This window comes from Miniimonas sp. S16 (assembly GCF_057748195.1).
Map to the genome: position 1 here is coordinate 1,515,795 of NZ_CM173242.1, position 21,106 is coordinate 1,536,900.

Below are 21,106 nucleotides of genomic sequence, written 5' to 3' on the forward strand. Positions count from 1 at the left end.
CCTGCTCCTTCGTGGGCCCGCCCAGCCTAGTCGGGCCCACCCACGGGGTCTCGCTCGAGGCCGGTGCGGGGGTCGCCCTCGGGGTCGCCGACGGTGTCATCGCCCGAGCCGCGCGAGCGCGGCCGTCACGTTGTCCCGCCCGCCCTGGCCGTTCGCCCACCGCACGAGCGCCGCGGCCGACTCGGTCGGGTCGCCCTGCGCCTCCTGCACGCTCTGGCGCACGAGCGCCGCGAGCGGTTCCGGCTCGGAGCAGTAGTTCCACAGCCCGTCGCTGCACAGCAGCAGCCAGCCCGGGTCGGCGACCTCCAGCAGCGTGGTGCCGGCCGCGAGGTCCGGAGCGTCCGCGCCGAGCCACCGCGTGATCGCGTGGGCGTGCCGCGCGGCCTCCGCCTCGGCGCGTGGCATGCCGAGCGCGATCATCTCGGCGGCCCACGAGTGGTCGTTCGTGAGCCGCACCGGCGTACCGGCGTCGGGGAACCAGTACGCGCGCGAGTCCCCGATCCAGGCGACGGCCACCACCGGTCCCTCGACCACCGCGGCGACGTACGTGCACGACGGCGAGTCCTCCCCCCCCGTCGCGGCTCCCGTCAGCGCGGCGTCGGCCCCGGCGGCGTCTGCTCCCTCGGCGGCGTCCGCCCCGGCGGCGGAGCCCTGCTGCGAAGCGCCGTGCGCCGCGGCCCCGCCCGTCGCGACCACGGCGGTGTTCGCGGTGACGGCCGCCCGCGCGACGGCGTCGAGGAGCTGCTGCTCGCGCTCCGGGCCCGGCGTCCGGTCCAGCTGCGCGAGCAGCTCGGTCGCCGCGGCCTCGCACGCGGCGAGGCTGGCGACGTCGGAGTCCCGCGCCGACGACACGCCGTCGCACACCACGAGCACCGCCCCGCCGCCGCTCACGGCGAGCGCCATCGCGTCCTCGTTCCGCGTGTGCACGACCCCGCGGTCGCAGACTCCGCCCAGCCACGGCGCAGGGGCGCTGCGGAAGTGGTCGCGCGGCAGGGCCGCGCGCTCGCCGCACTCGAGGCAGTAGCCGTCCGAGGCAATGGTCCCCCCGCAGCGCGAGCACTCGCGCACGCCGGGGCCGAGCGTCGCCGTCGGGTCGTGCCCGACGGCGGGCGCCGCCGCTGCAGTCGGCGCGCCCGGGGCGGGGGGTGCGCCGGCGGCGGCCGGGTCGCCCACCGGGTAGGCGACGGCGTGGCCCCCGGCCGCGGAGCCAGGCGTCCCGAACGGGGAGGCCCCGGCCAGACCCTCCGGGTTCGACCCCGGCGTCCCGAACGGCGCCGGTGCGGCCTCGCCCGCGGCGCCGCCCGGGTCGTCCGGGGTCTGGGCGCCGACCGGGTCGGTCGCGGGCGTCGCCGGTGCGGCGGGGCCCGCCGGCGCGGCGGACGCCTGGCCGCCGGCGGGCGGGACCGCGCTCGCGCGCAGCGGCGTGCCGCACGCCTCGCAGAAGCTGTCCGTCGCCGGGCCGAGCGCACCGCACACGGGACACGCCAGCGACGGAACGTTCGCCGTCGCGCCGTCGGTGTCCGCACTCGCGGCCGGCTCACCGGGCTCGCCCGGCTCACCAGGCTCATCCGGCGCCGCGGCCGGCTCACCGGGCTCGCCCGGCGCCGCGGCAGGCTCATCCGTCGTGGCCGCGACGATCCCCGGCGCAGGCTCGCCCGCGCCGGCGGCGATGCCACCCGCCGCCGGCTCGGCCCCCGCGGCCCCGCCGCCGGGCGCCCCCTCGCCCGGCCGCACCGCGCCGCGCGCGGGCAGCGCCTGGGTCGGCTGCTCGTCCTGCCCCGACTCCGTCGTCATGTCCTCGTCCACGGTCGCACCTCGTTCGCTCGGTCGACGAGCGCCACGCGCTCGCCCTCGTCGTCGGCCAGCCTCGCGCGGACCCGGTACGCGCGCTCGAGCGCGAGCCGCAGAGGGCGCTCCTGCGCGAGCACACCGCCGGCGCCCCCGAGTCCCACGGCCGAGGGCTGAGCCTTCCGGCCCCTCCCGCCCGCGCCACCAGCACCACCCGAGCCACCCGAGCCGCCACCGGACGCCCCGGCCCCGTCCAGCACGAGCGCCAGCGCGGTCGAGTACGCCGCGATCTCGAGGTCGGCGCGCTGCTCGGGCTCGATCGGAACACCCTTGATGCTGGTCAGCGCGTCGTCGACGCCGGCCTGCGAGCTCGCCGTGCTCACGAGCACGCCGGCCCGACGCGCCCGCGCCACGGGGTAGGACGCGCGGGTGCGGGCCACGAGGTCGAGCGCGCGCAGCGTGCCGTCCACGTCCTGGCGACGCGCGCGGATCCGGGCGAGCCCGAACGCGCACGGCGCGGTGTAGTTCGCGTCCGACCGCGCGCACACCACGTAGAGCTGCTCGGCCACGTCGAGCTCACCGCTCAGCTCGCACGTCGTGGCGAGCGCGAGCTTGGGTGCGAGCTCGCCGGGCACCTGGCCGTACACCGCGTTGAAGGACGCGCGGGCGGCCACGGGGCTGGCGGCCGCGAGCTCGTGCAGGCCCTGCAGCCACAGGGCGCGCCACTCCCACGGGTCCTCGGCAAGCACCTCGGCGATGCCCTGCTCCGCGAGCGAGGGCTGGCCGGCCTGGATCGCGGCGTGGATCCGCGCGAGGCGCACCTCGACGGTGTCCTGCGCCGCGCCCCGCAGCGCCTGCAGCCGGCCCACCGGGTCGGTCACCCCGGCGAGCCAGGTCGCCATCGGGTCGCCCGGGTCGACCTTGAGCGCAGGCAGCTCGCTCCACGCGAGCGGCGCGTCCACGGCGTCCACGAGCGGCGCCTCGAAGTGCGGCGACGCGGCAGAGAACAGCGCCGGGCTGCCCGGGCCGCGGTCGGTCGCGACCACCTCGCGCAGCACGCCGAGCACCTGGGAGCGCAGCTCGTCCACGCTCGCGAACCGGTCGGACGGGTCCAGCGCGCACGCCTTCGCCACGAGCCGGTAGAAGGAGTCGTAGGTCTGGAACACCGGGGTGTCCGCGACCGACGGCAGCGACGCCGCGAAGGTCGAGGTGTTGCCGCGGAAGTCGAGCACGAGCGTCACGAGCGTGCGACCGATCGTGTAGATGTCCGAGGCGACCGACGGCCCGTCGGTCGGCACCTCGGGCGCCTGGTACCCGACGGTGCCGAAGATCGCCGAGGTCTCGTCGGTCGCGCGCCGCACGCCGCCGAGGTCGATGAGCTTGAGTCCCTCGCCCTGCTGGATCACGTTGTCGGGCTTGAAGTCGCAGTAGAGCAGCCCGTGGTCGTGCAGGTACGCGAACGCGGGCAGGATCTCGAGGATGTAGGCCAGCGCCTGGTCCACCGGAAGCGGGTCGACGACGCCCCCCTTGGCCGCGCGGCGCTCCTCGAGGATCTCGCGCAGCGACTTGCCGCCGACGAACTCCATGACCGTGTAGCCCGCACCCTCGTGCATCACGAAGTTGTAGATCTCGACGATCAGCGGGTGCTCGACCTCGGCGAGGAACTCGCGTTCGGCGATCGCCGCCTCGTACGCGTCCCGGTCGCCCGAGTTCAGCAGGCCCTTGAGCACGACGAACCGACCCGAGACGTTGCGGTCGCGTGCGAGGTAGATCCACCCGAGGCCGCCGTGCGCGAGCGCGCCGACCACCTCGTACTGGCCGCCGAGCAGGTCGCCGGCCTTGAGCTGCGGCTCGAAGTCGAACCGCGCTCCGCAGTGGGGGCAGAACCCCTGGGTGCGGCCGGGCACGCCGTCGCGCGAGCGCCCGACGGCGGTCCCGCAGCTCGGGCAGAACCGCTTGCGCTCGGCCACCTCGGGTCGGGCGAGGACCGCCTTGAGCGGGTCCTCGACGGGCGTCGCCGGCACGGACGTGAGGCCCGCGCCGATGCGCTGCGTCCGCAGCCGCGTCGAGGTGGTGCCGAGCCGGCGCGTGACGCGCGACCCGCGGGCCGACCCGACGGCGGCGCTCGCGAGCCGCGTCGAGGACGACGCCGCGAAGCGGGTCGAGCCCGGGGCGACCTCGGCGGGGGTGTGCCGGCTCGCCGGCCCGCTCGGGGGCGCCGAACCCGCCGAGCCCGCCCCCGCGACACCCGTGCCGAGCGCCGCGGAACCGGCCGCCCGGTGGGTCGCCAGGCCTGTCTGCCCCCCGGCCGGGTCCTGCGCCGGCATGCCGCACACGTTGCAGTAGCCGTCCTCCAGGACACCGGTGCACCCGGGCTGGGTGCACCGCTCACCGGTCACTGGTGCGGTCATCGGGACCTCCCGTGCTTCAGCGGCGCCGTGACGACGTCGGCCAGGTCGACGAGGTCCTCGGCGAGGGTGACGTCGCAGGGCGAGGCGGCGACGGCGTCGCTCGCCTCGGCCAGCGCGGCGCGGACGGTGGGCGAGGCGTCCCGCCCGTTGCCCGCGGCGCGCTCGGTGAGCCGCGCGAGCCGGAACCGCAGCGAGGCCCGCGTGCGCAGCGGCGTGGTGTAGGCGTCCTCGACGGTGTCCATGGCGCGGGCCACCGCCTCGAGCCGTGTGAGGTAGGCCGCGAGCGCCTCGGCCTCGGTGGGCACGTCGCCGAGCCGGGACACGTCCGGCACGGCGAGCCGCGGGGGCGTGGCGATCTCGCGTCGGCACCGCTCCACGAGCTCGGCCAGCCCGGCCTCCCGGGCCTCGAGCTGCTGCGCGAGCGACGTGGCCCGTGCGTGGTCGCGCTGCGCCTCGTGCCGCCGGGCCGCGGCGACGATCGCGTCACGCTCGACGCGCGCCGACGCCACCTCGAGCTCGCCGAGCGGACCGGTCACGTCGGCGCCGCGGGTCGAGTCGGCCGTCACGCGCTCCCACGCACCGCGGACGCGCGCGACCGCCTCGGCCTCGGGCTCGCCGTCGCGCACGAGGTCGCCGCTGCGCACGAGGCTCGCGCGCACGGCCCGCAGGCGCGCGGTGACGTCGGCCTGGTCGGGGTCGAACGCCAGCCGCGTGCGCAGCTGGCGCACGAGCGCGTCGGCGAGCGTGGTGGCCTCGGCGAGCGAGACCGTGCTGGTCGCGGCCGTCGGGTCGCCCGGGACGGGCGCGCCGTCGAGGCGGCCCCAGATCACCCGGGACATCCGCTCGCGGGCGAGCGCATCGGCGCGACCCGAGTCCCACAGCGTGCGCAGCTCCTCCGCGCGGCTGCGCACCGACTCCCACATCGACATCGCCAGCACCACGTCCCCGGTCACCGCCTGCGCGTCCCGGGCGGCCTGCGCGGCGCGGTCCAGGCGGTCCAGCTCGGTGCGGCGGTCCTCGAGCCAGCGGTGCAGCGCGACCTGGTAGTCCAGGAGCGCCTGCTGCCCGATCGACTCGCCGAGGCGGCCGGGCGGGACCGGCGCCGGGACCGGTTCGGGGGCGCGCAGCGGCGGCGCGGTCACGGCGTCCGCCCGTACACGGGCGTCGGCGCCCCGGTCCCGGCGCCCAGCGCGGGGGCGAGCCACCGGTCGTAGGAGGCCTGCCAGCGACCGTCCGCCACGCGCTGCGCGAGCACCGCGTTGACGAACTGCACGAGGTCGACGTCGTCGGCCGCGATCCCCACGCCGTACGGCTCGGCGCTGATGGCGGCGCCGACCACGCTCGCGTACGGGTCCTGCGCCGCGAACCCCGCCAGGATCGTGTCGTCGCCCGTGATGGCGTCGACCTGACCCTGCTGGAACAGCGCGAGGCACTCGGTGTGGGTCGCGGCGGGGACCGCCTCGACGTCGTACTCCTCCAGCCGGGTGAGCGTGGTGGTGCCCGACGGCGCACACACCCGGGTGTCCGGCGCCAGGTCGTCGAACCCCTGGACCGGGGAGTCCGCGCTCACGAGCAGCTTCTGGCCCGCCTGGAAGTACACGGCGGAGAACGCGATCTCCGCCCAGCGGGCGCACGTCACCGAGAACGTCCGCGCCACCACGTCCACGGTGCCGTCCTGGAGCGCCTGGAGCCGCTGGCCGGAGGTGATGACCCGGTACTGGACGTGGTCGGGGTCGCCGAAGATCGCCGTCGAGATGTCGCGCACGACGTCGATGTCGAACCCCTCGATGGCGCCCGTGAACGGGTTGCGCGCGCCCATGAGCAGCGTGTCGGCCGAGACTCCGGCGATGAGCTGACCGCGGTCGGCGATCTCGGCCATGGTGCTGCCCGACGGCATCGCGCCCGCGGCGGGCAGCGTGGCGAGCGGGTCGTAGGACTGCGTCGGGTCCGCGCACTCCGCGGGCGCGGCCGTGGTGGGCGCCGTCGTCGGCTCGGCCGACGCCGTCGCCGTGGGCTCGGGGGTGCGGCCGAGGTCGGACTGGCCGTCCGGACCCGAGCACGCCGCCGTCACCGCGAGGAGCGCGAGGGCAGCCAGCCCCGCGAGGGCGCGGCGCGAGCGGCCGGCGCGGCGACCGCGGACCCGGTCCGCCCGGTCGAAGGTCGTGCGGCTCATCGGTACTCCTCCAGCCGTCGGCCGATACCTCGCCAGCACAGCACCGCCGAGACGAGCCCGGCGACGGCGAGCACGACGCCCATCACGCCGGTCTGCCACTGCGCCGAGCGCAGGCTGTGGTCGGTGGCGTCGGAGAACGCGGTGACCTGCGCGTCGGCCGCCGTGACGAAAGCGTCGTAGGCCGCGCTCGGGGAGTCCTCGGCGCGGCTCGTGGCGAGCGCGACGGCGCCGTTCCAGTCCCCGCCGTCGTCCAGCGCGCGGATCTGTGCGTGCTGCTCCACCCAGGCGTCCAGCAGTGCGACGAGGTCGGTGTCGCCGTCGCCGGCCGCCTCCGCGGCGCGCTCGAGGTCCGCCCGGGCCTGCTCGGTCGCGGCGACGAACTGCTCCTGGTAGGCACCGCCCGATCCGCGGCGGATGAGGGTGAACGCCTCGTCCGAGCGCGCCTCGCCCGCCAGCGACAACGCCTGGGACACCGCGAGCGACCCCTGGTAGCTCGACGTGCGGGTGTCTCGCGCGGTCGACGCCGTGCTCGACGCGACGACCGTCCCCACCACCGTGGCGAGCAGCAGCACGAGGGTCCCCACGAGCGTCGGCACGTTGATCACACGCCGGCTCCGGCGCGCCAGCCAGATCTGCACGACGACGAGCACGGCGAGCAGCGCGAACGAGAGCCAGGCGAGGGCGACGACGCCCCCGACGGCGTTGAAGTCCCGCGCCGTCGCGTCCGCCGTGGTGCTCACGACGGTGTCGATCGGCGCGAGCACGTCCGTCGCGAGGCCGCGGGACGCCTGGCCGAGGTAGGCGGCGCCGACCGGGAAGCCCTGCCGGTTGTTCGCGCGTGCCTGCTCCACCAGCCCCGCGTACACGGCGACGTCGCTCGAGGCGCCGGCGAGGAGGTGCTCCGGGTCGTCCGGGGTGTCGCCGAGGGCCGCGAGGCCGGCGGCGCCGTCCGCGAGCGAGGCGTCGTAGGCGGCGCGCAGGTCCGCGGGCTCGAGACCGCCGATGAGGAAGGCGTTGGTGACGGTGCCGTCGGCCGTGACGAGGTTCCCGCGCGTGTCCAGGAGCGCGACCACGCGTTGCCCGCGCTCGGCGACGGCGCCGAGCAGGCGGGACTGCTGCAGCCCGATCGTCAGGCCGAGTGCCCCGACGAGCACCGAGGCCAGCACGGCCACAGCGATCGCGAGCCGGAGCCGGGAGGGCGTGTTCGAGGGAGCCAGGCGGCGCTTCACGCGCTGCTGACCCTGCCGGCCCTGCTGACCCTGCGCGCCGCGCGGCGCCTGCGGGCTCGGCTGCGCCGGCCGTAGGCTCGGCGGCGCCGCTGCGGACGCGCCGACGGGGCCGCCGGGTCGGGGCGGGACGGCGGACCTCGTCATGCTTCCTCCTCGGGCGCGCGGGTGGTCGGGTCGGCAGGGTCGCTGGACTCCTCGGCCGCGTCGGCGACGTCTCCGGGCGAGGCGGGCTCGCCGTCGGGCGCGGGGTCGAGCAGCGCGAGCACGTCCTCGACGTCCTCCTGCGCGGGGTCGACGAGGTCCTCCGGCAGCAGCTCCTGGAGCTGCTCGACCGTCGGCTCCGCGACGTCCTTGAGGCGCCAGGCGTGCCGGCCGATCGCGGCGTCGAGGAGGTTGCGGACGAACCGGGCGTTGCCGAACCCGGACGTCCGCGGCTGCACCGCGACGATCTCCGCCACGCGCGTGAGGCACTCGGGCGTGGGCAGGAAGTCCGCCTTCTCGGCCATCGAGGAGAAGATCGAGCGCAGCTCGTCGTCGGAGTAGTCCTCGAACGTGATGGTCGTCGCGAACCGCGACTCCAGCCCGGGATTCGCCGCGATGAACTCGGCCATCGGCGCGGGGTAGCCCGCGACGATGACGACGAGGTCGTCGCGGTGGTCCTCCATGTCCTTGACCAGCGTGTTCACGGCCTCCTGGCCGTAGGCGTCCGGGCCGGTGCCGCCCTCGGTGAGCGCGTACGCCTCGTCGATGAACAGCACGCCGCCGACGGCGGAGCTCACCACCGCGGTCGTCTTCGCCGCGGTCTGGCCCAGGTAGCCGGCGACCAGCTCGGACCGGTCCACCTCGACGAGGTGTCCCTTCGACAGCAGCCCGATCGCGCGGTAGAGGCCCGACAGGAGGCGCGCGACCGTCGTCTTGCCCGTGCCCGGGTTGCCGACGAACACGAGGTGACGCGTGAGGGTCGGCTTCGTGAGCCCGGCCTCGGTGCGCAGCTTCTCCACCCTGAGCAGCTCGATCTGGCGCTTGACCTGGTCCTTCGCGCGGCCCAGGCCGATGAGCGCGTCGAGCTCGGCCATGAGCTCGGCGAGCGTCTTCTCGGGAACGGGCGCCGGCTCGGCGGCCGCGGCGGCCTGCCCCTGGCCGACCGCGGCCGGGGCGGCCGTGCCCGACGGCGAGCCCGGCACCGCGGTCGTCCCCGGGCTGGCGGGGGCGGGTACGCCGTCCGGGCCCGTCGGTGAGCCCAGCCGCAGCGCCTCGAGGATCTGCTGGACGTCCGGCACGCCGGAGATGTCGAGACGAGGCGCCGGGAAGGCGACCGGTGCGTCCGGCGGAGCGAGCGTGAGCGTGCCGAGCTCGTCCGACGCGAGCGCACCGCGCTGCGCGGCCGCCGCCTCGATCGCGGCTCGCGCGGCGAGCGGACCCGCGGACCCGAGGGTGGCCGCGGCGGCCGCGACGTCGCCGAGCGCGTCCGCGTACTCGGCCGCGTGCCCCGCGGCGTCCCCGCCCGCGAGGACGAGCGCGGTCAGCGCGTCGGTGGGGGCGGACCGCCACCGACGACCCGCGGCGGCGGCCTCGAAGAAGAGGGTGGTCGGCGCTCCCGCGCGGTGCGTCTCGGCGAGCCAGGAGGCGCTCGCCCCCGGCGTCGACTCGGCGACGGCGGCGGCCAGCCGCTCGGCCTCGTCCCGCACCAGTGCCTCGGGCAGCCCGGCGCGCACCCCCGTCGCCACGGCGGCCTCGACCGCGTGGGCGAGCGACGCCGTCGGACCCGTGCCGCCCCCTGCTCCCGCACTCACTCCAGGCTCCCCTTCCCGAACTTGTCCGCGAGGAAGTCCCCGTGCGCGATGAGCGCGTTGGCGTCCTGCCGCGACATCGCGTCGGAGATCTGACCGAGCGTGACGGCGAGCAGGTCGAGCTGGTCGCACAGCAGCATCAGCGAGGTCTTCCCGTTCGAGACCACGCGCCGATCGGCGAAGTCGCGCGGCAGCCGCAGGTAGGAGTCGACCGCCTCGGGCAGGTAGCTCGTGGCCGTCGCGACGACGGTGTGCGCCTCCCGGCTCGCGACGCCCATCCGGTCCAGTCGCGGCACCATCTCCCCCACGCGGACGGCGATCCGGTGCACGCGCGCCGTCACCGCGGCGGGCGCGGAACCCGCGATGCGCTCCTCCACGGCCTCCACCGACGCGAGGATCTCGGCCGAGGTGGGCGGCGCCGGCGGCGTCTCGACCGGCTGTGCCGGGCGCTCGCGCCCGGACATCCGCGCCACGACGTCGTCGAACCAGCCCACGGGTCAGGCTCGACCCAGGTCCAGCGCGCCCGCGCCTCCCGAGAGGTTCTCCGGGATCTCGGTGCGCCGCGCCCGGTCCACGTACTCCTGGGCCTTGGTCGTCTCGCTCTGCAGCACACCGATCGTCTTGGCCATCGAGTCCAGTGCCTGCGTCTTGAACGTCGCGATGGAGTCGAGCGTCGCGTAGATGTTCTCGAACGCGGCCTGCAGCTGCGGCAGCCCGACGCTCGCGCTCGCCGCCTGCTGCTGGATCTGCGCGGAGTTGTCGCGCAGCATCTTCGAGGTCGTCTCGATGAGGCTCGACGTCGTGGTGTTGAGCGCGGTGATCTGGTCGAGGACGAGCTTCTGGTTCGCGAGCGCCTGCGCGACCACCACGGCGGTGCGCAGGGCCGAGACCGTGGTGGTCGTCGCGCGGTCCACGCCCTTGATGAGCTCGAGGTTGTTCTTGAGGATGATGTCCATCGACAGGTAGCCTTGGATGGAGACCGCGAGCTGGGTGAGCAGGTCCTGGTGCTTCTGGCGCACGTAGAACAGCACGTCCTCGCGCAGCGCCTGGGCGCGCTCGGGGTCGGTGACGTCGAGCTCGGCGACGGTGGCCGACAGCCGCACGTCGAGCCGCTCGGCCACGTAGATGTACTGGTTGAGGCGGGCCATGGTCTCCCACAGCTGGCGCTTCTCCAGGTTGAGCGCCGCGTTGTCCTTGCGCAGGGAGTCCTGGCCCGAGTACAGCGACGTGATGATCGCGTCGATCTGCTTCTGGGCGCTCTCGTACTGGCGGAAGTAGTCGTCGATCTTCTCGCCGAACGGCAGGAAGCCGAGGATCTTGCGGCCGAAGTTCTTCTCGCCCGGGTCGAGCTCCTCGACCACACGGCGCAGGTCGAGCAGCGACTTGGAGACCTTGGAGGACTCCGCGACGCCGCCCTCGCGGATCTCGCGCACCGGGGCGTCCAGCAGCCGGTTGGACACGGCGGCCGCAGCGCGGATGTCGGCGTCGCCCATCGTGCGCACGTCGTCCGCCTTGGCCGCGAACTCCGGCGACCGCGTGGCCGAGGTGCCCAGCTGCGAGAGGTAGGCGTCCACCTTCGCGTCGAGCGTCGGGATCACCGCGACGTCGACCCGCGGCGCCATCGCCGGGGCCTGCGTGGCGGCGACGGGCTGCAGCGGTGCGGGGGCCTCGAGCGCGAGGACGTCGGCAACGGTGGCGGGCGGCTCGAGCGGTGCAGGCTGGCTGGTCATCACTGTCCTTCTGCAGGGAGGGGCGGTCCGTGGCGGCTTGGCTGGTCCGCCCGTCAATCTACGCCAGGACGACCCTCGTCCGGGCGGGCTGCCGGACGGGTTCGCGGGCAGGGCGCAGGCGTGACGGGCACGCCCTCAGCCTCCGTCACGGGCCGGCTCGTGCGCCATCGGGGACGCCCCTGAGGTGTCTCGCGCGCGACCCTGAGACCCCCGCCGACAGCGGGGTGTGTCGCCGGTGCGTGCTAGGCATGGTCGGTGACCTCCCCCACCGGGAGTCCCGGCGGCGCACCCGGCGACTCCTCTGCAGCGGCCACCCGACCCACCCGTGACGCGCGCTGGCCCGCGTTCGCGGTGTGCCTCGGCGCGGGCTTCATGACGCTGCTCGACGTGACGATCGTCAACGTCGCGCTGCCCTCGATCGAGCACTCCCTCTCCGCCGGCGCGAACGAGCTGCAGTGGATCCTCGCCGGCTACACGCTCGCGTTCGGCCTCGCCCTCGTGCCGGCGGGCCGCCTCGGCGACGTCTACGGCCGTCGCACCCTCTTCCTCGTCGGCCTCGCCGGGTTCGTGCTCGCGTCCGCGGCGTGCGGCCTCGTGACCTCCGGAGTCGCGCTCGCCGCGGTGCGGTTCGTCCAGGGCATCGCCGCGGGCGTGCTCAACCCGCAGGTCATCGCGTTCATCCAGGACCTGTTCTCCGGCGCGGAGCGCGGCCGCGCGTTCGGCATGTTCGGCGCGACGGTCGGGGTCTCGACGGCGATCGGTCCCCTCGCCGGGGGCGCCCTCCTCGCGATCTTCGGCGAGCAGGAGGGTTGGCGCTCGGTCTTCCTCGTCAACGTGCCCATCGGGCTCGTGCTCTTCCCGCTCGCCTGGCGACTGCTTCCCCGCCGGACCGCACCACGCCGGGCCACCGCGAGGCTCGACGTCGTGGGCACGCTGCTGCTCGCCGTCGGGGTCGTCGCCGTGATGTGGCCCTTCGTGAGCTCCGAGCACGGCGGCTCGGGCTCCGGAAGCTCGAGCTCCGGCGGTTCCGGCTCGGGCGACTCGACCACCGCCGCGGCGAGCTCGCCCGCGTGGTGGACGATCGCCGTCGGGCTCGCGGTGCTGGGCGTGCTGGCGTGGTGGGAGCGGCGCGTGCAGCGCCGCGGCGGACTGCCGCTGCTGCCGGGCGGGCTGGTGCGGGTGCCGTCGTTCATGTTCGGCGTGGGTGTCTCGACGCTGTACTTCCTCGCGTTCACGGGCGTGTGGCTGTCCTCGACGCTGTACCTGCAGACCGGCATGGGCCTCACCCCGCTGGAGGCCGGGCTCGTCCTGACGCCGTTCTCGATCGCGGGCGCGATCTCGGCGACCGTGGGCGGGCGGCTGATCGGGCGGATCGGGCGGCCGCTCGTGGTGATCGGCATCGCGGTGACGGGGGTGGCGCTGGTCGCCGTCGACCTCGTGGTGCGGACGTGGCACGGGCCGGGCGTGGTGTGGGTAGTGTGCGCCGTGCTGACCGTGGCCGGGCTCGGGAACGGGCTCGTCATCTCGCCGAACCAGACCCTCACGCTCGCGCGTGTGCCGCTCTCGGACGCCGGCGCGGCCGCGGGGGCGCTGCAGACGATGCAGCGGATCGGGGCCGCGGTGGGCGTGAGCGCGAACGCGGCCGCGTTCTTCACCGTGCTCGGGACCAGCGGCGGCAGCTACCCGCAGGCGTTCTCGACGTCGCTCACGATCGTGGTGTCGATCCTCGCGCTCGCGCTGGTGGTGGCGGTGGTCGACTGGCGACGGCGCGAGCACGCGCACGCTCCCGTGCTCTGAGTCGCGCGGCGTCCGGCGACCGACGCCGCGCGCGCGGCGGCGGTCGCCTCGACGTTCGCCGGTTCCCCAGCGGGCCTCAGGCGCCGGGAGCCGCCGAACGCCGCGCCTTCACGATGTCCTGCAGCGTCTTCAGCATGAGGAAGACGAGGAAGGCGATGAACAGCCAGTTCGCCACCTGCGGGTCGAGCAGCGCCGCGAGGCGCGACCCGAGCGTCACCGTGACGCACGCCCCGAGCCCGACGAACAGTCCGGCCCGCACGTCGAGGTTCTTCCGGCGCAGGTTGCCGATCGTGCCGGAGATCGCCGTCGGGATCATCATGAGCAGCGACGTGCCCTTGGCGAGCAGGTCCGAGTAGCCGAAGAGCAGGATCATCGCCGGCACCACGACCACGCCGCCGCCGACGCCGAGCAGCCCCGACAGCACGCCCGTCGCGAGCCCCAGGCCCACGAGCCCCGCGACGAGCGGCGCGGTCATCTCCACCTCGCCCCCGCGCACGGGCACGGTGAAGAACAGCTGCACGGCCACGAACAGCACGAACGCGACGAACGCCCACCGCAGCACCTGCTGCGACAGCCGGGCCAGCAGCCACGTCCCGAGCTGCGCGCCGATCACCGTCCCGACGGCGAGGATCGCCGCGGTCAGCACGCTCACGTGCCCGGCGAGACCGTAGGTGAGGAACCCGACGATCGACGTCGGCACGATCGCGAGCAGCGACGTCCCCGCCGCCGTGCGACGGTCGAACGCCGCGAACGCGACGAGCGCGGGCACGATGACGGTCCCGCCGCCGACGCCGAACAGGCCGGACAGCAGCCCGGCGCCGAGGCCGATGAGCACGAACGTGGCCCAGCGCGGGAACCCCGTACGCGTGACGGTCTGCTCGTCGGGCGACGGCATGGGAGGGTCCTCTCGTTCGGACGGCAGGGGGGACGAGGTGTCGCCGAGGTCGGCGCGAGCGATCGGCCGGCCGGTGGTCGGCCGTACCGTACGCCGCTCGTGTTACCGGCGGTCGCCGGACCCGATCGACCGGCGGCCACGATCCCACCGTCCCGTCGACGAGCCGCGGCACGGCCTGCTCAGATGACGCCCTGCGCGAGCATCGCGTCGGCCACCCGGGTGAACCCGGCGATGTTCGCGCCGAGCACGTAGTTGCCGGGGTCGCCGAACTCCTCGGCCGTCTCGAGGCAGTTCGCGTGGATCCGCGTCATCACGTCGGTCAGCCGCTCGACCGTGTACTCGAACGACCACGAGTCACGGCTCGCGTTCTGCTGCATCTCGAGCGCCGAGGTCGCGACGCCGCCCGCGTTCGCAGCCTTCCCGGGTCCGAACAGCACACCCGCGTCGCGGAACTCCTCCACCGCGTGCGGCGTGCACGGCATGTTGGCGCCCTCGGCGACGGCGCGCACGCCGCCCTTGATGAGGCGCACCGCGGCGACGGCGTCGAGCTCGTTCTGCGTGGCGCACGGGAGCGCGACGTCGCACGGCACCGACCACACCGAGCCGTCGGTCACGAGGCGCGCACCCGGGCGGCGTGCGACGTAGTCCGCGACACGGCCGCGCTGGCGCTCCTTGACGTCCTGCAGGAGCGCGAGGTCGACGCCGGCCTGGTCGACCACGTAGCCCGAGGAGTCGGAGAACGTCACGACGTGCGCGCCGAGCTGCTGGGCCTTCTCGATCGCGTAGATCGCGACGTTGCCCGAGCCGGACACCGAGACCCGCCGTCCGTCGAGGTCCTCACCGCGCGTGCGGAGCATCTCCGCCGCGAACAGCACCGCGCCGTACCCGGTCGCCTCGGTCCGGGCGCGCGAGCCGCCCCACGTGAGGCCCTTGCCGGTGAGCACGCCCGACTCGTAGGCGTTGGTGATCCGGCGGTACTGCCCGAACAGGTAGCCGATCTCGCGGCCGCCGACCCCGATGTCGCCCGCCGGGACGTCCGTGTACTGCCCGATGTGGTTGGCCAGCTCCATCATGAACGACTGGCAGAACCGCATGACCTCGGCGTCGCTGCGCCCGCGCGGGTCGAAGTCCGCACCGCCCTTGCCGCCGCCGATCGGCATGCCCGTCAGCGCGTTCTTGAAGATCTGCTCGAACCCGAGGAACTTCACGATGCCGAGGTTCACCGACGGGTGGAACCGCAGGCCGCCCTTGTACGGGCCGAGCGCGGAGTTGTACTGCACGCGGAAGCCGCGGTTGATCCGCACGCGTCCGGCGTCGTCGACCCACGGCACCCGGAAGATGATCTGCCGCTCGGGCTCGCAGAGCCGCTCGAACACCTCGAGGTACTCCGGGCGTCGCGCGACGACCGGCTTGAGCGAGTCGACCACCTCGCGCACCGCCTGGTGGAACTCGGGCTCGCCGGGGTTCCGGGCGAGGACGGTCTCGAGAACGCGGTCGAGCGTGGTCATGGCGTGCAGGACTCTCTCTCAGGTGCGGATCGGCGCACACGCTACGCCCGTCGGGGCCCGCACGCCGCGCGCGTCCCGCCGGTGAGACACCCGCGCGCCCGACGGCGAGCCAGCCGTCGCCCGCCGACCTCCCGTCCGCGCACCGTCCGCGCCCGACGGCGAGCCTCGCCGTCGGGCGCGTCGCGCTCAGTCCGCGTCGCCGCCCTCCTCGGCCCGCCGGCCCGGGATGGCCGCGACGAGCTCGCGCGTGTACTCCTGCGTCGGCCGCGCCAGCACGTCCTCCGGCCGCCCGACCTCGACGAGCCGCCCGCGGTGCAGCACCCCCACCTCGTCCGCGACCTGCCGCACCACGGCGAGGTCGTGGGAGATGAAGAGGTAGGCCAGCGCGTGCTCCTCCTGCAGCCGCACGAGCAGCTCGAGGATCTGCCGCTGCACGGACACGTCGAGCGCGGAGACGGGCTCGTCGAGCACCACGAGGTCCGGCCGCAGTGCGAGCGCCCGCGCGATCGCGACCCGCTGCCGCTGCCCGCCGGAGAGCTCGCGCGGTCCGCGGTGCCGCGCGTCGTCCGGCAGCGCGACGTCCGCGAGCAGCTCGCGCACGCGCTCGGTCCGTTCGCGCGGGGTCCCGATGCCGAACGCCCGCAGCGGCTCGGCGATCACCTGCTCCACCGTGAACCGCGGGTCCAGCGACGCGTACGGGCTCTGGTACACGACCTGGAAGCGGCGCCGCAGCCGCCGCAGCCGCTCCCCGCGCGCGGCCGTGATGTCCTCGCCGTGCAGCAGCACGCGCCCCGCGGTGGGCCGCTCGAGGTGCAGCGCGATCCGCGCCGTCGTGCTCTTGCCCGATCCGGACTCGCCCACCAGGGCGAACGTCCGCCCGCGCCCGACGGCGAACGACACGTCGTCCACGGCCGTCACCTCGCGGGGGGTCGAGCCCCGCGGGAGGGTGAACGTCTTGCTCAGGCCGCGCACCTCGAGGACGGGCGGCGCGGGCGGGGACCCGGTCGCCGCGACGGGCCGCTCGCGCACGAGCCGCTGCGAGCCGAGGCTCGGCACGGCCGCGAGCAGCCGGCGCGTGTAGGGGTGCTGCGGCGCGTCGAGCACGTCGCGCGTGCGCCCCTGCTCCACCACGACGCCGTTCTCGAGCACCACGATCCGGTCGGCCCGGTCCGCCGCGACGCCGAGGTCGTGCGTGATGAGCAGCAGCGCCGTGCCGAGCTCGCGCACGAGAGCGCCGAGGTGGTCGAGGATCCGCTTCTGCACCGTGACGTCGAGCGCGCTCGTCGGCTCGTCGGCGACGAGCAGCCGCGGACCCGCCGCGATCGCGATCGCGATGAGCACCCGCTGGCGCATGCCGCCGGACAGCTGGTTGGGGAACTGCCGCGCGCGCGCCTCGGGCTGGTCGAGCCCGGCCTGCCGCAGCAGCTCCACGGCCCGCAGCCGCGCCTCGCGCCGCCGAGCCAGGCCGTGGATGACGAGCACCTCGGCCACCTGGTCCCCGACCCGCACCACGGGGTTGAGCGACACGGTCGGGTCCTGCGGCACGAGCCCGACCTCGCGGCCGCGCACGCTGCGCCACTCCCGCTCGGACAGGCCCGTCACGTCGCGACCGGCCAGCCGGATGCTGCCCCCGGCCACGCGACCGCCCGCCGGCAGCAGATGCAGGGCGGCGTGCGCCGTCGTGCTCTTGCCCGAACCGGACTCCCCGACCAGGGCGACCACCTCGCCCGGGTGCACCACGACGTCGACGCCGCGCACCGCGAGCACCTCCTGCCCGTCGCGGCCGCGGTAGGCCACGCGCAGGCCCTCGACGGCGAGCACCGGCTCGCTCGTCGGCTCACCCGTCTGCTCACTCGTCGGCTCGCCAACCGAGCGGCTCATCGCGCCTCCCCCGTCCGCTCGAGGGCGCGCCCGACGCGGTTCACCGCGAGCACGAGCGCCACGATGACCAGGCCCGGGAGCACGGTCAGCCACCACGCGGTGGCGAGGTAGTCGCGGCCGCCCGCGACGAGCGAGCCCCACTCGGGCGCGGGCGGCGGGGCGCCGTAGCCGAGGAAGCTGAGCGAGGCGATCGCGAGCACCGCGGTCCCGATCTCCAGGGCCGTGAGAGCCAGCACCGGGCCGGCCGAGTTCGGCAGCACGTGCCGCAGGAGCACCGAGTGCCAGCGCACGCCGCCGGCCCGCGCGGCCTCGACGTACAGCGAGGTCGAGGTCCGCAGCACCTGCGCCCGCATGACGCGTGCGAACGCGGCGACGCTAGTGACGCCGACGGCGATCGCGACCTTCACCGTGCCGAACCCGAGCGCCGTGATGAGCGCGAGGGACAGCAGCAGGCTCGGGATCGCGAGCAGCACGTCGACGACCCGGCCGATCGCCTCGTCGACCCAGCCGCGCAGGAAGCCGGCGAGAAGGCCGAGCACCGAGCCGACGACGAGGCCGATCGCGACGGCGACGGCGGTTGCCGAGAGCGAGACGCCCGTCCCGTGCACGACGCGCGTGTAGACGTCGCGGCCCAGGTGGTCCGTCCCGAACGGGTGGGCGGCCGACGGCGCGGCGAGCCGGTCGGCGGGGACGCCCGTGAGCGGGTCGCCCGAGGCGAACAGGTTCGGCACGAGGGCCCAGGCCAGCACGAGCAGCACGACGAGCCCGGCGAGCACGAGGCCCGGCGTGCGCGCGAGCGACCGCAGCCGGGCACCCGCCCGCGCTCCGAGGCCACGGGCCAGTCCGTGCGAGGCACCCCGCGCGGCGGCGGGTTCCATGACCGCGGAGGTCACGCCGTCGGGCGACGGCTCGAGCACCTCGAGCTCCTCCGGGAGCGGTGCGTGGGTGGCGAGCGGCGCCTGGGCGGACGGGGCCGACGGTGTCGACGCACCCGAGCCGGGGCGCCGCGTCGACCCGGCCGACGTGGACGCGGTCGAGGGAGCGGTGGTGGAGGTCATCGTCGGTCTCCTCAGGCGGCGAGTGCGGGGGCGCGCACGGCGATCCGCGGGTCGATGAGCGGGTAGACGAGGTCCACGACGAGCGTCACCGTGACGAACACGAGCGCGGACACCACGACGATCGCCTGCACCACGGGGATGTCCTGGCTGTTCACGGCCGTCACCGCGAGCCGGCCGAGGCCGGCGCGGGAGAAGACCGTCTCGGTCACCACGGTGCCGCCGAGCAGGCCGCCCACGGTGAGGCCGAGCATCGTGAACGCGGGCAGGGCCGCGTTGCGCAGCGCGTGCCCGAGCTGCACCCGCAGCCGGCTCGCCCCCTTCGCCCGGGCGGTCTCGACGTACGGCTCGCCCAGCGCCTCCCGCAGGCTCCGGGAGAGCACCTGGGAGAGCCCCGCCGCGGCGGGCACGGCGAGCGTGACGGCCGGCAGCACGAGGCTCGCCACGCCGTCGTCGCCCATCGCGGGGAAGAGCCCCAGCCGGAACGAGAACACCTGCAGGAGGATCAGCCCGACCCAGAACGTGGGCAGCGCGACGCCGACCGGCGGCAGGGTCGAGACCAGCTGGCGCAGCCACGCCGCGCGGGGCAGCACCGTCGCGACGGCGAGCAGCGCCCCGAGCGCCACGCCCAGCACGAGCGCCACGGCGGCCAGCTGGATCGTGGAGGGCAGGACGCCGGCGACGACGTCCATCGCGGGCCCCCCCGACGCGTAGGACTGGCCGAAGTCCAGGCGCAGCGCCGCGAGCAGCGCCGTGACGTACTGGACTCTCACCGGGCGGTCGAGGCCGTACTGCGCGCGCAGCTGCTCGAGCAGGGCCGGGTCCACCGTGTCCGCCTCCCCTCCCCGGGCCGCGATGAGCGCGGCCGGATCGGAGGGCAGCAGGTAGAGGATGAAGAACGAGATCGTCCACGCGGCCCAGAGGACGAAGACGCCCTGGCCCACCCGCCGCAGCAGGTAGCGGGTCACGAGCCCGCCCCGCCCTCGACCCACGCGTCGTAGAAGTCCAGCCGCGAGGAGGCCTCGAACCCGAGGCCGTGCACGTGGTCCGCGGCGACGATCGTGGTGGACAGCTCGTACACCGGGATCGCGTGGGCGTCCTCGATCAGCAGCTCGGCGGCCTGAGCGAGGACGTCCTGGCGGTGCGTGGGATCGGTGATCGTGGCGGAGGAGTCCAGCAGCGAGTCGACCTCGGCCGGCTCGCGCTTGTTCACGTTGCGGGCGTTGGCCGAGAAGATCAGCCGGAGCACGTCCGGGTCGGACCGCGTGAGGTTGTAGTAATCGAAGTCGAAGTCGCCGCTCTCCTTGATCGCCTGCGACTCGGCGACCGTGACGTGCTGGAGGTTGAGCTCCACCCCGATCTGGGCGAGCTGCTGCTGGACGAGCTCGAGCGGCTCGGGGACCTGCCAGAACGTCACGGTGGTGGACAGCCGCTGGCCGTCCTTCTCCCGGACGCCGTCCGCACCCTCGACCCAGCCGGCGTCGTCGAGGATCTTCTTCGCGCCCTCGGGGTCGTAGGCGAGCGCGTCGCCCAGGTCGGTGTAGAGCGGCGTGGAGTGCGACAGCACGCTGGTCGCGGGCTGGTCCTCCTCGGTGAGGAGCGTGGTCGCGACCTGCTCGCGGTCGATGCCCTTGAGGATCGCCTGGCGCACGGCCTTGTCGCCGCCGAGCGGGGAGGACTCGTTCGGGAAGAGCGAGAACACCACGCCCGGGTTGGCGCGGTAGGTGGACCAGAAGCCATCGCCCGCGAACTGGGGCAGGTCGACGGTGGCGATCGCGGCGGTGGCGTCGATCTGCCCCGAGGCGAGGCTGCCCGTGCGCACCGAGGACTCCGGGACCACGGTGTACGTGATCGTGTCGAGGTAGGCGGCGCCGGTGTGCCCGTTCGCCTCCGAGCCCCACGCGTAGTCGGGCACCTTCTCCAGCACGATCTCGGAGTCCTGGGTGTAGGAGGACACCGCGAAGGGGCCCGAGCCGACGAAGTCCCCGGTGCAGCGGTCCTCGGGGGTGAGCTGCGCCGTCGCCGGCGAGAGCAGGCCCAGGCTGAAGGTCGAGGTGGCCTGGAGGAACTGCGCGCTCGGCGCCGCGAAGTCCACCGTCACGGTGTGCTCGTCCACGACCGTGGTGCCCTCGTAGCCGGCGAGGTACTGCGAACCGAGGCTGGCCTTCGCGCCGAGCGCCACGATCGCGTCGAAGTTGGTCTTCACCGACTCCGCGTCGATGGGGGTGCCGTCGGCGTACGTGGCGTCGTCGCGCAGCGTGAACGTGAAGCTGGAGGCGTCCTCGTTCGACTCCCACGACGTCGCGAGCCACGGCACGATCTCGCCGGTCTCGGGGTCCTGCGCCGTGAGCGAGGCGACCGTCTGGCGCGCGACCGCGATGGCGTCGTTGTTGCCGACCTGCTGCGGATCGATGCAGTGCGAGTCGACCGTGATCGCGAACGTGAGGTTGCCGCCCTCGACCGGGGTGGCCTCGTCGGCGCCGTCCGACGCGCCGTCGGTGGCGTCGCCGCTGCCGTCGGAGCCGGCGGTGCCAGGGCTCGCGCACGCGGCCAGGAGCAGGCCGGCGGAGAGCATCGCGGGCACGACGGCGTGGCGAGCGGTCGTGGGTCGGGTGCGCCGGGCGGGCGGCTGGGTCGTGCGCGTCATGGCGGGCGTGCTCCTCGGAGGTGGCGGTCTCGCGGCGTCGGGATCGACGTCGGCGTGAGGCCAGACTCGGCGGGAAGCGGCCCGCTCACCCGGCGGGCACGACGCGTTCCGGATGGTGAGAACGCGCTCCAGGCGGTACGGGACGCCGAGCGCCGGGCACGGCTGCGACGTTCCGGATGACGAGACGCGCGCCTAGGGCGTT

15 protein-coding genes are annotated in these 21,106 nt (G+C 75.0%); 1 reads left to right on the forward strand and 14 read right to left on the reverse strand.

The annotated features are described in order from the left end of the window. Nucleotides 1-96: 96 nt before the first annotated feature. The 8 genes from AC3AQ1_RS06625 to AC3AQ1_RS06660 are packed head-to-tail and all read right to left on the reverse strand — an operon-like array spanning nt 97 to nt 11,121. Nucleotides 97-1,806 (reverse strand): PP2C family protein-serine/threonine phosphatase, encoded by a 1,710-nt coding sequence (locus AC3AQ1_RS06625; protein ID WP_108718334.1) that lies wholly within the window; start codon nt 1,804-1,806, stop codon nt 97-99. Then, nucleotides 1,791-4,199: a serine/threonine-protein kinase gene (locus tag AC3AQ1_RS06630; protein WP_108718335.1), complete on the reverse strand. Its 2,409-nt coding sequence runs from the start codon at nt 4,197-4,199 to the stop codon at nt 1,791-1,793. Before AC3AQ1_RS06630 ends, AC3AQ1_RS06625 begins: the two co-directional genes overlap by 16 nt. Continuing rightward, complete coding sequence (locus AC3AQ1_RS06635; RefSeq protein ID WP_234417849.1) at nt 4,196-5,341, reverse strand: hypothetical protein; 1,146 nt, start codon at nt 5,339-5,341, stop codon at nt 4,196-4,198. Before AC3AQ1_RS06635 ends, AC3AQ1_RS06630 begins: the two co-directional genes overlap by 4 nt. Beyond that, nucleotides 5,338-6,372, reverse strand: a complete 1,035-nt coding sequence (locus tag AC3AQ1_RS06640; protein ID WP_108718336.1) for a glutamate ABC transporter substrate-binding protein — start codon at nt 6,370-6,372, stop codon at nt 5,338-5,340. The genes AC3AQ1_RS06635 and AC3AQ1_RS06640 overlap by 4 nt, the downstream gene beginning before the upstream one ends. Continuing rightward, a complete protein-coding gene (locus tag AC3AQ1_RS06645; RefSeq protein WP_108718337.1) occupies nt 6,369-7,745 on the reverse strand; it encodes a hypothetical protein in 1,377 nt (458 codons plus the stop codon). The genes AC3AQ1_RS06640 and AC3AQ1_RS06645 overlap by 4 nt, the downstream gene beginning before the upstream one ends. Further along, nucleotides 7,742-9,394, reverse strand: coding sequence for an AAA family ATPase (locus tag AC3AQ1_RS06650; protein ID WP_199916546.1), 1,653 nt, complete (start codon nt 9,392-9,394; stop codon nt 7,742-7,744). Before AC3AQ1_RS06650 ends, AC3AQ1_RS06645 begins: the two co-directional genes overlap by 4 nt. Continuing rightward, nucleotides 9,391-9,885, reverse strand: a complete 495-nt coding sequence (locus tag AC3AQ1_RS06655) for a hypothetical protein (protein WP_108718338.1) — start codon at nt 9,883-9,885, stop codon at nt 9,391-9,393. Before AC3AQ1_RS06655 ends, AC3AQ1_RS06650 begins: the two co-directional genes overlap by 4 nt. A 3-nt stretch (nt 9,886-9,888) precedes the next feature. Beyond that, on the reverse strand, nt 9,889-11,121 hold the full coding sequence (locus AC3AQ1_RS06660; protein ID WP_108718339.1) for a toxic anion resistance protein: 1,233 nt from the start codon (nt 11,119-11,121) through the stop codon (nt 9,889-9,891). Nucleotides 11,122-11,376: 255 nt separating this feature from the next. Between AC3AQ1_RS06660 and AC3AQ1_RS06665 the strand changes: the two genes are divergently transcribed. After that, nucleotides 11,377-12,918: an MFS transporter gene (locus tag AC3AQ1_RS06665; RefSeq protein WP_234417850.1), complete on the forward strand. Its 1,542-nt coding sequence runs from the start codon at nt 11,377-11,379 to the stop codon at nt 12,916-12,918. A 76-nt stretch (nt 12,919-12,994) separates the two neighbouring features. On the opposite strand, the gene AC3AQ1_RS06670 is transcribed toward AC3AQ1_RS06665, so the two are convergent. The 6 genes from AC3AQ1_RS06670 to AC3AQ1_RS06695 all read right to left on the reverse strand — a co-directional run bounded on the left by AC3AQ1_RS06670 (nt 12,995) and on the right by AC3AQ1_RS06695 (nt 20,904). Further along, the gene (locus AC3AQ1_RS06670; protein ID WP_108718340.1) at nt 12,995-13,813 is read right to left on the reverse strand and encodes a sulfite exporter TauE/SafE family protein; all 819 of its coding nucleotides are present in this window, start codon (nt 13,811-13,813) and stop codon (nt 12,995-12,997) included. Between the two features lie 179 nt (nt 13,814-13,992). Beyond that, nucleotides 13,993-15,321 carry an NADP-specific glutamate dehydrogenase gene (gene gdhA, locus AC3AQ1_RS06675; RefSeq protein ID WP_108718341.1) on the reverse strand — a complete coding sequence of 443 codons (1,329 nt, stop codon included), beginning with the start codon at nt 15,319-15,321 and terminating at the stop codon, nt 13,993-13,995. Between the two features lie 186 nt (nt 15,322-15,507). After that, the gene (locus AC3AQ1_RS06680; RefSeq protein ID WP_108718342.1) at nt 15,508-17,202 is read right to left on the reverse strand and encodes a dipeptide ABC transporter ATP-binding protein; all 1,695 of its coding nucleotides are present in this window, start codon (nt 17,200-17,202) and stop codon (nt 15,508-15,510) included. Next, nucleotides 17,199-18,260 (reverse strand): ABC transporter permease, encoded by a 1,062-nt coding sequence (locus tag AC3AQ1_RS06685; protein ID WP_234417852.1) that lies wholly within the window; start codon nt 18,258-18,260, stop codon nt 17,199-17,201. Before AC3AQ1_RS06685 ends, AC3AQ1_RS06680 begins: the two co-directional genes overlap by 4 nt. Before the next feature lie 11 nt (nt 18,261-18,271). Continuing rightward, on the reverse strand, nt 18,272-19,225 hold the full coding sequence (locus tag AC3AQ1_RS06690; RefSeq protein WP_108720040.1) for an ABC transporter permease: 954 nt from the start codon (nt 19,223-19,225) through the stop codon (nt 18,272-18,274). Further along, nucleotides 19,222-20,904 (reverse strand): ABC transporter substrate-binding protein, encoded by a 1,683-nt coding sequence (locus AC3AQ1_RS06695; RefSeq protein ID WP_199916547.1) that lies wholly within the window; start codon nt 20,902-20,904, stop codon nt 19,222-19,224. The genes AC3AQ1_RS06690 and AC3AQ1_RS06695 overlap by 4 nt, the downstream gene beginning before the upstream one ends. Between the last annotated feature and the right edge of the window lie 202 nt (nt 20,905-21,106).

Bases quoted from the DNA above. Each gene is read 5' to 3' on its own strand.
- AC3AQ1_RS06630 (WP_108718335.1), bottom strand. From the start codon at position 4,199: ATGACCGCACCAGTGACCGGTGAGCGGTGCACCCAGCCCGGGTGCACC.
- AC3AQ1_RS06640 (WP_108718336.1), bottom strand. From the start codon at position 6,372: ATGAGCCGCACGACCTTCGACCGGGCGGACCGGGTCCGCGGTCGCCGC.
- AC3AQ1_RS06645 (WP_108718337.1), bottom strand. From the start codon at position 7,745: ATGACGAGGTCCGCCGTCCCGCCCCGACCCGGCGGCCCCGTCGGCGCG.
- AC3AQ1_RS06660 (WP_108718339.1), bottom strand. From the start codon at position 11,121: ATGACCAGCCAGCCTGCACCGCTCGAGCCGCCCGCCACCGTTGCCGAC.
- AC3AQ1_RS06670 (WP_108718340.1), bottom strand. From the start codon at position 13,813: ATGCCGTCGCCCGACGAGCAGACCGTCACGCGTACGGGGTTCCCGCGC.
- gdhA (WP_108718341.1), bottom strand. From the start codon at position 15,321: ATGACCACGCTCGACCGCGTTCTCGAGACCGTCCTCGCCCGGAACCCC.
- AC3AQ1_RS06680 (WP_108718342.1), bottom strand. From the start codon at position 17,202: ATGAGCCGCTCGGTTGGCGAGCCGACGAGTGAGCAGACGGGTGAGCCG.
- AC3AQ1_RS06685 (WP_234417852.1), bottom strand. From the start codon at position 18,260: ATGACCTCCACCACCGCTCCCTCGACCGCGTCCACGTCGGCCGGGTCG.
- AC3AQ1_RS06695 (WP_199916547.1), bottom strand. From the start codon at position 20,904: ATGACGCGCACGACCCAGCCGCCCGCCCGGCGCACCCGACCCACGACC.